The organism is Devosia sp. 2618 (genome assembly GCF_040546815.1).
Lineage (GTDB): Bacteria > Pseudomonadota > Alphaproteobacteria > Rhizobiales > Devosiaceae > Devosia.
The window spans coordinates 2,030,278-2,042,818 of sequence record NZ_JBEPOO010000001.1 but is presented as its reverse complement, the minus strand read 5'-3'; the positions used below and the strand labels follow the sequence as shown (position 1 = coordinate 2,042,818).

Below are 12,541 nucleotides of genomic sequence, written 5' to 3'. Positions count from 1 at the left end.
TTCGAGATGCGGTCCCGTTATTCGGGCCCGTCACCTAGAAGGTATCCTGCGATGAAAGAGCGATCGGACGACAATCCAAGCACACCAGAGCAGGTGACAGAGCGCATTTGGGAGCTTGCTGAAAAGATCGATATTTGCATGTTCACAACATGGGACGGTGACCAACAGCGCAGCCGGCCACTTTCAGCACGTGTCAGCCGCCAAGAGCACGCAATCTACTTTTTGGTAGATGAGGAAGGCCATAAGAACGAGCAGGTCGATAAGTTTCCGACTGTCTCGCTGGCCTGGGCCGACAACAGCGGTCACAAGTATGTGGTCATTGCTGGAAAAGCTGCTGTTAGCAATGATCGCGGCAAGATATCTGACCTCTGGTCCAATTGGGACAAGGCTTGGTGGGAAGATGCAAATGACCCAAGTATCCGCTTGCTGACCGTTACGCCCGAAGATGGTGAGCTATGGGACAGCCCAAATGCAGTTGTCGCCGGCGCAAAGATGCTGATGGCGGTGGTCACCGGCGGCGCGCCTGAAATGGGCGACAACGCGAAGGTAGATTTGTAGGGGAGCGACGCTCTACTGCTTGATTTCTTCTCGATAATCTTGCAACGTAAATCGTCACACCAGCCTGCCCGACCTCTCCCACACGAGAGGTCGTTCTATGTCTAAGCCACTTACAAAACGCGTCGATCTTGGCTTTGCCGAAGTCGACAATCCTCACGCCAGCTACGCCCAAACTCTGCACGATGAGCAGTCTGGCGTTGAGCGGCCGGGAAAGATCATTGTTCCCGTCAATCTTCGGACGCAACTCGGCGGATTCGCCAAGTTCGCTGGTACTGAGCTGCAGAACGAGACGGTTCGACGGTTCAAGACTATTTTTGAAGGCGCCCAGATCGGCGGTGCTCGCGCCTGTGATCCATCCGTCGAGCCGGTGGACGGCGGCGGAGTTCGGCAAGATGGAAGCCAGATATTCGGTGCAGACGCGCGCCAGGCGTATTCGGCGGTCAGCACGTTGCTCGGCAAAGATGACACGAAGCGCCTTGAGATGGTGGCCATCGGTGAAAAAGGGCCGACGCAGTATGCGGCATGGCGCACTGGCAATGCAAAGCCCAACGCCAGACTAGTCGCCAAGCACAAACACGAACTGCGGATTATCGTGCTGCGCCTGGCCCACCATTGGAAAATGGCCGCCACTGTTGATGGTCGTCGGGAGTCGGCCGCGTGGTCCGACGGAACCACAGCCCGAACGCCCTCGGCGCTTGACCAAGTGGCGTAAATAATCTAGATTCTGGTTATTCGGCGCAGTTGCGCCAACGTTAAGGCTCGCTTCGGCGGGCCTTTTTAGTTTCCGCGATCCATAGGATTTGGCAACGCGTCGACCATGGCCGTCAACTGTGTCTCTGAAAATGCTCGCTCACCCTCAGGCGAATGAACTATCAGCGTGGCACCTGCCATCCCCTGCTCACGTAGGTGCGCCAAAGCGTCCGTTATAGTTGGGAACCGTTGGGACAGCCCGTTTATCGAGAGTGATGCTGGCACGTTTATAAAGTCCGAGATTATTTCGGCAGCGTTGAAGAACTTTTGGTCTGGCATATCGTGACCTCCTGTTTGTGCCACAACGATGTGCCGACCATATCGATGCATTGCCAGCCGATTAGGATCGTGGGTTGCCTATTCCGCTGCCATCGCTTGAGTGATCAGTGAAAAGCCGACGTCCGGAAACACGAGATCATCCAGCTTTGGTGTGAACACAACTGCGAAAAGCAGCAAGGCGACAGCCCATTTGAGCATATGGGCCCGGCGTCGCTTGTATGAGATCGTCTGCATATGTCGCTCCTCTCATAGGAGCAAACGTGAATGACACGAGAGAGTTTCACCCAAAAGCTTCACGGATTATCGCTCGTTTTCGAAACGAGGCATTAATGCCCCAGTGGTCTACGATGGCGAGATGGCCTCGTGGCGGAGCGTTACGCGGTGGTTTGCAACCCCACACACCCTTGGTTCAAGTCCAAAGCGAGGCCTCCAGTTTCTTACACTTGGACACGATCAAAAAAGCTCACCCCGGCAAACTTTCCGTCTCTCCACACGGTTGTGCAAGGCTGGATCTTATTGCTGTAAAGCAGGATAAACTTGGCAGGTAGTTCTGCTGTTTCACACATCTCGATCATAACGCCCGAACGCGAAATGTTCATGATCAAGACATCATGTCTGACGACACCACCCTCGGCGACGACAGTGGCTTTTACCGATATTCTTTCGCGCTTGTCGCTGCGGCGTTCGATGTAGGATTTCATTCGTATTGAGATAGGTCGACGCGCCTAATCATGCGTGACCTTAATTGGTACAATTTTTGGTACGTTGCATGGCCCTGTGGAAAGAGGCGCGACGCCCGCTACAGGCCGCGGTGCTTGCCCGGTGCCGACCCGACTACATCCTATGATGGCGTTGAGATGTATTGCCCGGTTGATACAATTCAGCAGTGCAGGTTGCTCAAAGTTAGGGTCAAAATGACCCTCCGCTGACGCCCCCAGCAACCTGCACCCCAAGCCAGCAGCTTTGACGTAACAGGGACTACGATCCACTCGAGTGATTAGCGCGGGCAATCTCTTGTGGCCAAGCTAACCGGATGGAGTGCTATTTCGTTCTTGCGGAAATCTTGCCGATTGGCACTACTGTGCTCGCAGGGCTAGTGACTCCCTCAACAGGGCATCGGCTTCTCGTTCGCGGAGGCATCGATCGAGGGAGATGAACCAAAACTCCTTCTCGCGGCCCCAAGGGCACCCCGCTTGCTCCCAAAGGAAATAGGCCGTCTCACGAGCTTTTCGGTCGAACTCGTAGTCAATAAAATTGCCATGCTCCTAAATCATATCCGGTCTCTAGATACGCCCTGTCTGGTAGGACAGGGCGCAGTTGTTACATCGCCGGAGCGGCAAACTGCCCTTCGTCACAAAGGGCGACAGTGAGGCTTTCGACATCGATCATGCCACCGTCAGCTGTCCATCCAGGGGTAGCTGAAGGAGTTGGAGTTGTGGCTGCACCAGCTGCAGGAGCCGGCGTGGTTGCCGCAGCAGCGTCGGACTCGGCTTTACGGAGTGCGTCACACTTTGCTTGGACGGCTTCGACCTGATCTGTGGGAACTGCTTTACCACCGATCATGTGGCTATCTTGAGCGTATACGAGACCCGGCACCGCCAATGCGGAAACAATGGCAGCTGCGGACAGAAATGATCTGACTTTCATTGCATATCTCCATGTGAAATCCCCTGTTTTAGGGGATGCCTGATAACGGAACCTCATTCGAAAAAGTTGCGTCACTAGGAATAAATGTGATCGTGCAGCGGGTTTGCCGTAACCAATGATCCCCTCGCTCGCAAACAAAGCGAAACGGGAATTCTGGTTTCGGGAGAGTTGCCGGTTGCTATGCGACTGGCCTAGCGCGCGGCTAGCGGCGGTCACAACTGCCTTTCCGCGAAGTCGTCGACCGGCCGGCGGCGCACCTCCATTCAAGGCTAGGACGCCCGGAACCCAGAGCGGGAGACGGTGACGCCCTGAGCTGCCCTTGGCCGATCATAGCCTTGGGCGGCCTAATTCAGTTGTGGCAACCTTGGAACCTATCATCCAAACCTTGGAGGTAGGTTCCAAGGTATGGCCATGATGGCCATGCAATCCATTTTCGCAGCGTAGAGCAGTCAGGTAGCTCGCGTGGCTCATAACCACGAGGTCGCGGGATCGAAGCCCGCCTAGCCTGTCGTTTCCTTAAGGATCGTGCTCGAAGAGTCAGACTTGTTTGGCCCCTTGAAGTCGTTTTTGTCGCTCCTATGTCATTCCCGTCGACGTAATCGACACTGAAACCCTAGCGCTTCGGCGCGCTGTGATTTGGTGGAAATTGCAAATGGAAACACAGGAACTTTTACCCCCATCCCTGGTCTACGTGACCGAGACTTGGAAGCCAGACATAGCCCGGTTCCGCCGCGAGGTGGAGGACGCTCAGTCCTCGGGCAGCGGCGATGCCCTCACCTTGGCTGAAATGGAATGTAGTTTAGACTTGATCGATGCTGATCTGTCTGCGCTGCGTTCCTCCAATAGGACGGATCAGCGGACGCTGGCGTCAATCAAGGAAGTTGCGGAACTCAAGCGTGGTCTCGAAAGACTGATCGAGGAAATGCGCCCCTTGTGTCGCGACTAAGCACCGGGCCGACCGCCAGACGTGGTCGGCCATTCCCGGTCCCGTAGCCAATGATCGCTCGCTCGAAACTTCCTGAGTCGAGAGGCTGAAAAGCCGTTTGAGCACCACCTCAAGGTGTTGATTACACAGCGGAAAATTCGGCTGAGTCAGCTTTTCGCCCCCCCCCTTTCAGCCCCTCCCTAACCGGTGGGGCTTTTGCATTGGAGAGACAGTATGCTCTTGATCTTCGGGTTGGTTTGCTGCCTCGCCGCCCAGCCCCATCAGGGCGTGATGCCCGAAGTGCCCAGTATGCAGAACCCGGCAGAGGAGCGCGGCAACCGCCATGCGCGCCGCCGAGACGCCAAGCGCAGCCGCTCCTAACCCCATTCCCCAGCCCTTGGCATAACAGCCAGGGGAGAGACTAACTTTCCTCATTTGTTGGGGTATTGGCCTTGGGCTTGTAGAACTCGATAGCGCCCCAACCTGCGAAACCTCCAAGCAGCCCCAAGATCATCGTGGAAATCGGGTTCCACTGGGGTTGCGAATAGACCGTGTAGAACAGCAGCGCAGATATCAGTGTTAGTGCAACCGCAATTGTAAACCGCATGGACTTTTGCTCCCGAACGATGATGCGGGAAAGTTAGAACAAACATATCGCCAAGTGCCAAGCCTTCACCGGCTGGAAGAAATGGATTTGCGTGATGGCCAAGCTTACCACCCTCAAGCCCAGGTTGAGCAAGCTGGCGCCGCGCCTCTCTACAGCGAGAGCGATACGCGACACACGCTACAGTCCAGATGCCCAGGTGCGCAGCTGGTACAAGTCGGCAAGGTGGCAGGCGCTCCGCTTAGAGGTGTTGGCCCGCGATCTCTACACATGCCAGCAGACAGGCGTGCTGCTGATCGGCAAGCACCCGGCGCCCAACAGCCCGGTCGTGGACCACGTGGTGCCACATAAGGGTAGCGAGCAGCTGTTCTGGGATGTGTCCAACCTTCAGGCAGTGAGCAAGGCCTACCACGACAGCGACAAGCGCAAGATGGAGATGCAGCACCAAGCCTAGGCGCCGCAACCGGTGACAGGCCTGGTCATCCATCGTACAACGAGAACGAGACGATCCTTCGTGCCTGAGACAAGCGCTAGATACCCGCAAGGGTTAGGCGGCGCCTACAGGACCAAGGGTGAAGCAGAGCAAGAGCATTGGCGCATAGTCTGCATTGATACGCCGGTGTCCGTGGGTTCGAATCTCACCGAAGGGTCGTCTCGCCCACCTCATCATCAGCCCCACCGGGGGGGTATCTGAAAGTCTGGAATGGCCTCGCCTCCCGGACCCACGACGCCCCCACGCAGAGATTTTTTCCTCCCTGAGAATTTGGGAGTGCGAACCAAGGCTGAATTCAACCCATGACCGACGAAAAGCAGCCCGTCGACTGGGCCGGAATTGAGCGCGACTATACCTCTACAACCCGCAGTATCCGGGAGATTGCGGGCTGGTTTCAGATTTCGGACACGGCCATTCGCAAGCGTGCCAAAGCCGAGGGCTGGGTTCGCACCAAAGGTTCGCAAGGTTCGCACTTGCCGCCCCCTGCGAACCTGCCGGTCATCGAAGGCCCGAAGGAGCCGCCCAAGCTCGATGAAGTCATTGGCCGTGGCCGCAATCTGATTGATCGGCTCATGGATGAGCTGGACGCCGAAACGCTCCACCGGGGCGAAATGGAAGTCATCATCCAGGAGAGTGAAACCGACCCTGCTCGACTGCAGGCGTTGCGCCAGGCGGTCTCGCTGCCGGTGAGGGCCAAGACGCTCCAGACGCTGGCGCTGGCGCTCAAGACGATGAGCGAGACGGCGGCGCCGGAAGGCAAGAAGGCGCAGCGCAAGAGTGCGGCCGAGGCATCGACTGCACCGGGCGGCAAGTTCGCGCCGCGACCCGGCCCGCCGCATCTATCGGTTGTGAGCAATAAGTGACGCCCGAGTGGTCGACCGCGTGCCCAGATTGGGAGAGGCGAATTGTTGCGCAGCGCTCGCTGATCCCGTTCAAGCCGTTGTTCCAGAGCGAGGCCGACTATGCCCTTAGCGTCTTCAAGGCGCTCAAAGTTGTCGACCTTCCCGGCCAGCCGACATTCGGTGAGGTCAGCGACCAATGGGTGTTCGATTTCGTGTCTGCCATCTTCGGCGCCTATGACGCTGAGACCGGCATTCAGCTGATCCGCGAGTTCTTTTTGCTCATCAGCAAGAAGAACACCAAGTCCACAATCGCCGCAGCGATCATGCTCACGGCGTTGATCATCAATTGGCGACACAACGAAGAACTACTGATATTGGCGCCAACCATTGAGGTGGCTCAGAACAGCTACAAGCCTGCTGCTGCGATGGTTAGGGCCGATCCCGAACTGGACGCAAGTGCGGGTGAGGGCGGCTTCCTCATGGTCCAAGACCATATTCGAACCATCAAGCACCTCCGCACCGATGCCGTGCTCAAGGTGGTAGCCGCCGATACTGACACGGTGTCCGGCAAAAAGGCCGGTCGTATCCTGATTGATGAGCTTTGGGTGTTCGGCAAGCGGCCCAATGCCGATGCCATGTTGCGTGAGGCGACGGGCGGGCTGGTGTCGCGGCCGGAAGGGTTCGTGATCTACCTTTCGACGCAGAGCGACGAGCCGCCGGCGGGCGTGTTCAAGGCGCGGCTGGATTATGCGCGCCAGATCCGCGACGGTCAGGTGTCGAACAAGAAATTCCTGCCGGTGCTCTATGAGTTCCCGGACAAGATGATCGAGAGCAAGGCCTATGAGGACCCTGCCAACTTCTATGTGACCAACCCCAACCTCGGGCGCTCGGTCAGCCAGGAGTGGCTAGAGGACGAAATGATTAAGGAGTTGTCGGGCGACAAGACAACGCTCGCAACCTTCCTGGCTAAACATCTAAATGTCGAGATCGGCATGAACCTGCGGTCCAACCGCTGGGCGGGCGCTGATCACTGGACAGACGCCGAAGATGCTGAGCTTGCCAGCCTGTCTCACTACGAGGCCCTTGATCGACTGATTGAGCGCAGTGAAGTGGTGGTGGTGGGTATCGACGGCGGCGGCTTGGACGATTTGTTCGGCCTCAACATTCTCGGCCGTGAGCCGGGCGAAATCGAGGTTCGGGTCGAGATCGACGGCGTGCCCGTTACTCGAAAGATGAAGCGCTGGCTCTCGTGGTCCCATGCATGGTGCCACAAGGGTGTGCTGACACGTCGAGCGAAGATCGCGACGACCCTGCAGCGCATCCAGGTGGCGGGAGAACTGACCATCTTGGATGATCCACTCGGCGACGTCGCCACGATCATCGAGCACATCAGCCGCATCCAGAACATGGGCTTGTTGGGCGGCGTGGCGGTTGACGCCTCCGGTCTCGGCGAAATGGAAGATGCCCTTGATGAAATCGGGGTGACGCAGGAGGCCGGCCTGCTCGTCGCGGCGCCGCAAGGTGGCTGGATGATGAGCAGCATCAAGGGCGCCGAGCGTCGGCTAGCCTCCGGTCTGCTGAAACACTCCGGCGGCCCGCTGATGAACTGGTGTGTGCCAAATCTGAAGATCGAGCCAACCGCAACTGGCATTCGAGCCACTAAGCAAACGGCCGGCGACGCGAAGATCGACCCGGCAATGGCGATGTTCAATGCGGTGACCCTGATGAGCCGGAACCCCGTCGTGAAGCGGGCAGCCGAATACCAAATGATTATCGTCTAACCCAGACGGGACACCACCATGACCATGAACCGAGCCTACAGCCTCCTTGAGATCAAGGAGGTGGATGACGACGCACGCCGAATTACGGGCATCGCTACCACGCCCAAGACTGATCGGGCAGGGGACATCGTGATGTCTGAAGGCGCCGTATTCACTTTGCCGATCCCGCTCCTCTACCAGCACGACAGTAGGCAGCCAATCGGCTTCGTGACCCAAGCCAAGGTTACAAAGAAGGGCATCGAGATCGTCGCCGAGATCGCCAAGGACGTTCACGAGGACATCGAGAAAGCCTGGAAATACATCAAGGCTGGCTTGGTTCGCGGGCTGTCGATCGGCTTCAAGGGTATCGAAGTCGAACCCATCCCAAATTCTTGGGGCGTGATTTTCGAGAAGTGGGAATGGCTGGAACTGTCAGCCGTGACCATTCCGGCCAATGCCGACGCTTCCATTCAGACCATCAAACAATATGACGCCGAGGCGCTGCAAGCAGCGACGGGCGCAATCGTCATTCCAGCCAACGAAGCCCCTGCCGCGATTGGCAAGTCTGGGCGTGTTGTCAAGTTGGATGCACCAGCCCGCGACCGGGTGAAACCCTTCGTTATTCGCTCGATCAAAAGGACCTGAGCATGAGCAAGATTGCAGAACAGATGACGGCATTTGAGCAGAAGCGCGCTTCTCTCATCGCCGCCAACGAAACCATCATGACCAAGGCAGCCGAAGAAGGCACCACCTTGGACGCCAGCCAGAAGCAGACCTTCGACGGCAACGACGCTGACATCGTCGAAATCGATGATCACCTCAAGCGCCTGCGCACCATGGAAAAGAGCCAGGCCTCGACGGCACGCCCTGTGGACGGCCAGACCGCCAAGGGCGCTTCGGAAGCGCGTGGTACTCTCGCCGCGCCGATCGTCATCAAGGGCGAAAAAGACGAGGCCTTTGAAGGCCAGAGCTTCACCCGGATGGTGATCGCCAAAACGCTGGCTCGTCTTGATGACGTTTCGGCTATCGGCATCGCGGCAAAGCGCTGGGGTGCGCATAATCCGCAGCTCGTAGAATCGATCAAGGCGGCTGTGGCTGGCGGCGGCACTGGCGCAGGCGAGTGGGGCGCCGAACTGGTTCACACCGAGCGCTATACCGCCGACTTCATCGACTATCTCTATGCGCAGACCGTGTTCGATCGCCTGCCGCTGCGCGAGGTTCCTGCAAACATCAATATTGCTGGCCAGGACGGCGCTGCGACTGGCTACTGGGTGGGTGAATCGAAATCCATTCCGATCACCACTGCCGACTTCTTTGATGTGAACCTGAAGCCGCTCAAAGTGGGCGCATTGGCGGTTGTCTCGAAAGAGCTGCTGCGGGATTCCTCGCCGTCGGCTGAAAAGCTGGTGCGCGATGCCCTTGTGAATGCCTCCGCCCAGCGTGTCGACCAGACGTTCCTGAGCACTTCGGCTGGTGTGGCCGGTGTTTCTCCAGCTGGTATCCTGAACGGCCTCACCGCCGGGGCGAGCGCTGGCCCAGACGTTGCAGGCGTCATTGCCGACGTCAAAGCGCTCTATGCTCCGTTCATCGCCGCGCACAACGCAGATGGCCTTCAGTTCATCACCACGACCTCGCTGTCCAAGTCCCTTGGGCTGATCCAGAACGTGATGGGCAACTGGGCATTCCCAGGGCTCGGCGCAAAGGGCGGCAACCTACTTGGCGACACGCTCGTCGCTGGCGGCAATGTCGGGACTGGCGACCTGATCCTGCTGAAGCCTTCGGACATCTACAAGATCGGCGATCGTGGTGTTGAAGTCTCGCTCTCGACCGAGGCTGCGATCCAAATGGACGATGCTCCCAATGGCGCATCGGACACCCCCACGTCCCACACCGGCGTCGTTTCGATGTTCCAGACGGAATCGGTGGCCATCAAGGTCGTGCGCCCGCTGAACTTCGCCAAGCGCCGCGCCTCGGCCGTGGCTTACATCGGCGACGCCGATTACGGCGCCATTACCGAATAACGTTCCCCAACAAAATCTCGATGGGCGGCGATGCTGCCCATCGTTTCTGACTAGGAGAACGTCATGCGTGAACTGACTGCAACCCGCTCGTTTACTTATGCGAACCGTCGCCTCCAGGCTGGCGACTATTTTACCGCACGCTCGGTTGGCGATGCCCGCGCTCTGGTCGCTATAGGCAAGGCGCGCGCGGCAACGGCAGACGCCGAGGTAGAAGTGGCGCCAGTGGCCATTCCTGACGACTGGCGCGCATTGGCATGGCCAGCGCTGAAGTCACTTGCCGCCTCCGTGAGTACCGAGACTATCCGGACCAAGGATGACGCCATCGCCGCTGTCGAGCTTGAGATCGAACGCCGGAAGGCGACCGCCTAATGCAGATCCTTGGCCTCAACATCACCCGCACAAAGGCGGCCGGCAATCTCGCGCGCCCCGATGATCGCGGCGGTTGGTGGCCAATCATCAAAGAGAGCTATATCGGGGCTTGGCAACGGGATGTGGAAGTGAAGCACGAGAGCGTGCTGTCCTTCCATGCTGCGTTTGCCTGTCAGACCCTGATCGCGTCTGACATCGCCAAGCTCCGCGTTAAGCTGGTCGAGGTGGATGCCAACGGCATCTGGACCGAAACCAAGAACCCAGCGTATTCGCCGGTTCTTCGCAAGCCGAACCGCTTCCAGACCCGCATTCAGTTCTTTGAAAATTGGGTGCTGTCCAAGTTGCAGCGCGGCAATGCCTATATCCTCAAGGAGCGCGACGGGCGCGGCGTTGTTGTCCGTCTCTATGTGCTCGACCCAACTCGGGTCGAGCCGCTCGTCGCCGAAGATGGCGCTGTTTATTATGAGCTGTTGGATGACCGGCTCGTCGGTCTGTCCGAGCGGGTGATCGTGCCTGCGCGCGAGATCATCCACGACCGCTTCAACTGCTTCTTCCATCCATTGGTCGGTCTGTCGCCGATCTTTGCGAACGGCCTCAGCGCCATGCAGGGGCTGTCGATCCAGAACAATTCCGCCAGTTTCTTTGCCAACGGCTCGCAGCCGGGGGGCATTCTGACCGCGCCCGGAGCCATTGACCAAGCGACCGCCGACCGCCTCAAGGCCCACTGGGACAGCAACTACACCGGCAAGAACCGTGGCAAGGTCGCCGTTTTGGGCGATGGCCTCAAGTTCGAGGCCATGGCTGCCAAGGCCACCGAATCCCAGATGATCGAACAGCTTAAGTGGAGCGCTGAGGTTGTGTGCTCGACCTATCACGTGCCTGGCTACATGGCTGGGGTAGGACAGGCTCCGGCCTATAACAATATCGAGGCGCTGAACGCTCAGTATTACACTCAGTGCCTTCAGATCCTGATGGAAAGCATCGAGCTCTGCCTCGATGAGGGGCTGGGCACTGGCGAAACCCTCGGCACCGAGTTTGATCTCGACCAACTGCTTAAAATGGACAGCGCCACCATGATGGAGGTGCTCGATAAGTCCAGTGGCAAGATGACCCCGAACGAGCAGCGCAAGAAGATCGGTCTGAAGCCAGTGGCGGGCGGAAATAGCCCCATGCTTCAGCAGCAGAATTTCTCGCTGGAAGCCTTGGCGAAGCGTGACGCTCTGGCCGATCCCTTTGAAAAAGTGCCATCATCGGGAACGTCACCGGCAGTGCCTCCAGCAAACGACAACGCCGATGCCGAGGCGAGCAAGGCGATCATTGAAATGATGAAGGGGCTTGCCTGATGTTCGATGGGGTCGCCTTCGGCAAGGAAATGGTTGGCATCGTCAAAGGCTATGTCGAGCGCGCCGTGAAGCCGCTGCTCGATCGTCTCGATGCGCTTGAAAAGCGTGAGCCGGTCAAGGGGCTGGACGGCTCTGATGGTAAGGATGGCGTTGACGGCAAAGACGCTGATCCTGCTGTCACGGCCCAACTTGTCAATGAAGAAGTCGCTAAGGCCGTCGGCGCACTCCCGGTGGCGCAGGACGGCAAGAGCGTCACCATCGAAGACGTCCGCCCGCTGATCGAGGAACTCGTCTCTGCGGCCATTTCTGTCGCTGTGAAGTCACTACCTGCGCCCAAAGACGGGGCAGACGGCGCGTCGGTGACGCTCGAGGACATCGCGCCGCTTATCGATGGTGCGGTCGCCAAGGCTGTGGCTGCCATTCCCGTGCCTGAAAACGGTAAGGATGGCGCCGACGGGCTGGACGGCAAAGACGGTGTTGATGGTCGCAACGGCCTCGATGCTGTCGAGCCAATCATCAAGGATGGCGTTCTGCTGTTCACGATGTCCAATGGCTCGGTCAAGGAGATCGGCCGGGTGATTGGTGCTGACGGTTCCGACGGTGCTGATGGCAGAGACGGCACCGATGGCCTCGGCTTCGAGGATATGGTCGCTGAATACGACGGCGAGCGCGGAATCGTGCTGCGCTTCTCACGCGGCGAGCAGGTCAAAGAGTTCGCCTTCTCGATGCCGGTGGTTATCGACCGCGGCGTTTGGACCGAGGGCAGGGACGGCGGCTATGCAAAGGGCGATGCCGTCACCTGGGCGGGGTCGGTCTGGATTTCGCAGAAGGATAGCAACGGCGACAAGCCTGATGGCGGCGACGGCTGGCGGTTGTCGGTCAAGCGCGGCCGTGATGGCAAGGACGGTGTGGTGCGCGATCTGACGCCCAAGCCGGTCAAGGTGGGCTGA

Annotated in this window: 17 protein-coding genes; 12 read left to right on the top strand and 5 right to left on the bottom strand. The window is 58.5% G+C overall.

Annotation, left to right across the window (positions count from 1 at the left end; all coding sequences use genetic code 11):
- Positions 1 to 51: 51 nt before the first annotated feature.
- Both ABIE28_RS10335 and ABIE28_RS10330 read left to right on the top strand, forming a co-directional pair.
- A complete protein-coding gene (locus ABIE28_RS10335) occupies positions 52 to 558 on the top strand; it encodes a pyridoxamine 5'-phosphate oxidase family protein (RefSeq protein ID WP_354062616.1) in 507 nt (168 codons plus the stop codon).
- A 97-nt stretch (positions 559 to 655) separates the two neighbouring features.
- A complete protein-coding gene (locus ABIE28_RS10330) occupies positions 656 to 1,270 on the top strand; it encodes a hypothetical protein (protein ID WP_354062614.1) in 615 nt (204 codons plus the stop codon).
- A gap of 395 nt (positions 1,271 to 1,665) precedes the next feature.
- Here the strand turns inward: ABIE28_RS10330 and ABIE28_RS10325 are convergent, their stop codons facing one another.
- From ABIE28_RS10325 to ABIE28_RS10310, 4 genes are all read right to left on the bottom strand, one after another.
- Positions 1,666 to 1,821, bottom strand: coding sequence for a hypothetical protein (locus tag ABIE28_RS10325; protein ID WP_354062612.1), 156 nt, complete (start codon positions 1,819 to 1,821; stop codon positions 1,666 to 1,668).
- Between the two features lie 203 nt (positions 1,822 to 2,024).
- A complete protein-coding gene (locus ABIE28_RS10320) occupies positions 2,025 to 2,288 on the bottom strand; it encodes a hypothetical protein (RefSeq protein WP_354062610.1) in 264 nt (87 codons plus the stop codon).
- 375 nt (positions 2,289 to 2,663) lie between these two features.
- The gene (locus tag ABIE28_RS10315) at positions 2,664 to 2,837 is read right to left on the bottom strand and encodes a DUF2934 domain-containing protein (RefSeq protein WP_354066430.1); all 174 of its coding nucleotides are present in this window, start codon (positions 2,835 to 2,837) and stop codon (positions 2,664 to 2,666) included.
- Positions 2,838 to 2,907: 70 nt separating this feature from the next.
- Positions 2,908 to 3,234: a hypothetical protein gene (locus ABIE28_RS10310; protein ID WP_354062608.1), complete on the bottom strand. Its 327-nt coding sequence runs from the start codon at positions 3,232 to 3,234 to the stop codon at positions 2,908 to 2,910.
- Between the two features lie 652 nt (positions 3,235 to 3,886).
- Here ABIE28_RS10310 and ABIE28_RS10305 point away from each other — a divergent pair.
- Positions 3,887 to 4,180: a hypothetical protein gene (locus ABIE28_RS10305; RefSeq protein WP_354062606.1), complete on the top strand. Its 294-nt coding sequence runs from the start codon at positions 3,887 to 3,889 to the stop codon at positions 4,178 to 4,180.
- Between the two features lie 213 nt (positions 4,181 to 4,393).
- The gene (locus ABIE28_RS10300; protein WP_354062604.1) at positions 4,394 to 4,540 is read left to right on the top strand and encodes a hypothetical protein; all 147 of its coding nucleotides are present in this window, start codon (positions 4,394 to 4,396) and stop codon (positions 4,538 to 4,540) included.
- 40 nt (positions 4,541 to 4,580) lie between these two features.
- Here ABIE28_RS10300 and ABIE28_RS10295 read toward each other — a convergent pair whose 3' ends face one another.
- Positions 4,581 to 4,766, bottom strand: coding sequence for a hypothetical protein (locus ABIE28_RS10295; RefSeq protein ID WP_354062602.1), 186 nt, complete (start codon positions 4,764 to 4,766; stop codon positions 4,581 to 4,583).
- Positions 4,767 to 4,860: 94 nt separating this feature from the next.
- On the opposite strand from ABIE28_RS10295, the gene ABIE28_RS10290 reads away from it, so the two are divergent.
- The 8 genes from ABIE28_RS10290 to ABIE28_RS10255 all read left to right on the top strand — a co-directional run bounded on the left by ABIE28_RS10290 (position 4,861) and on the right by ABIE28_RS10255 (position 12,541).
- Positions 4,861 to 5,217 (top strand): HNH endonuclease, encoded by a 357-nt coding sequence (locus ABIE28_RS10290; RefSeq protein ID WP_354062600.1) that lies wholly within the window; start codon positions 4,861 to 4,863, stop codon positions 5,215 to 5,217.
- Positions 5,218 to 5,558: 341 nt separating this feature from the next.
- A complete protein-coding gene (locus tag ABIE28_RS10285; RefSeq protein ID WP_354062598.1) occupies positions 5,559 to 6,119 on the top strand; it encodes a hypothetical protein in 561 nt (186 codons plus the stop codon).
- Positions 6,116 to 7,879, top strand: coding sequence for a terminase large subunit (locus ABIE28_RS10280; protein WP_354062596.1), 1,764 nt, complete (start codon positions 6,116 to 6,118; stop codon positions 7,877 to 7,879). Before ABIE28_RS10285 ends, ABIE28_RS10280 begins: the two co-directional genes overlap by 4 nt.
- Positions 7,880 to 7,897: 18 nt before the next feature.
- Positions 7,898 to 8,503 carry an HK97 family phage prohead protease gene (locus tag ABIE28_RS10275; protein ID WP_354062595.1) on the top strand — a complete coding sequence of 202 codons (606 nt, stop codon included), beginning with the start codon at positions 7,898 to 7,900 and terminating at the stop codon, positions 8,501 to 8,503.
- A gap of 2 nt (positions 8,504 to 8,505) precedes the next feature.
- Entirely contained in the window at positions 8,506 to 9,879 is a 1,374-nt protein-coding gene (locus ABIE28_RS10270) for a phage major capsid protein (protein WP_354062593.1), read from the top strand.
- A gap of 63 nt (positions 9,880 to 9,942) precedes the next feature.
- Entirely contained in the window at positions 9,943 to 10,248 is a 306-nt protein-coding gene (locus ABIE28_RS10265; RefSeq protein ID WP_354062591.1) for a hypothetical protein, read from the top strand.
- Positions 10,248 to 11,591 carry a phage portal protein gene (locus ABIE28_RS10260; protein WP_354062589.1) on the top strand — a complete coding sequence of 448 codons (1,344 nt, stop codon included), beginning with the start codon at positions 10,248 to 10,250 and terminating at the stop codon, positions 11,589 to 11,591. The genes ABIE28_RS10265 and ABIE28_RS10260 overlap by 1 nt, the downstream gene beginning before the upstream one ends.
- On the top strand, positions 11,591 to 12,541 hold the full coding sequence (locus ABIE28_RS10255) for a collagen-like domain-containing protein (protein WP_354062587.1): 951 nt from the start codon (positions 11,591 to 11,593) through the stop codon (positions 12,539 to 12,541). The genes ABIE28_RS10260 and ABIE28_RS10255 overlap by 1 nt, the downstream gene beginning before the upstream one ends.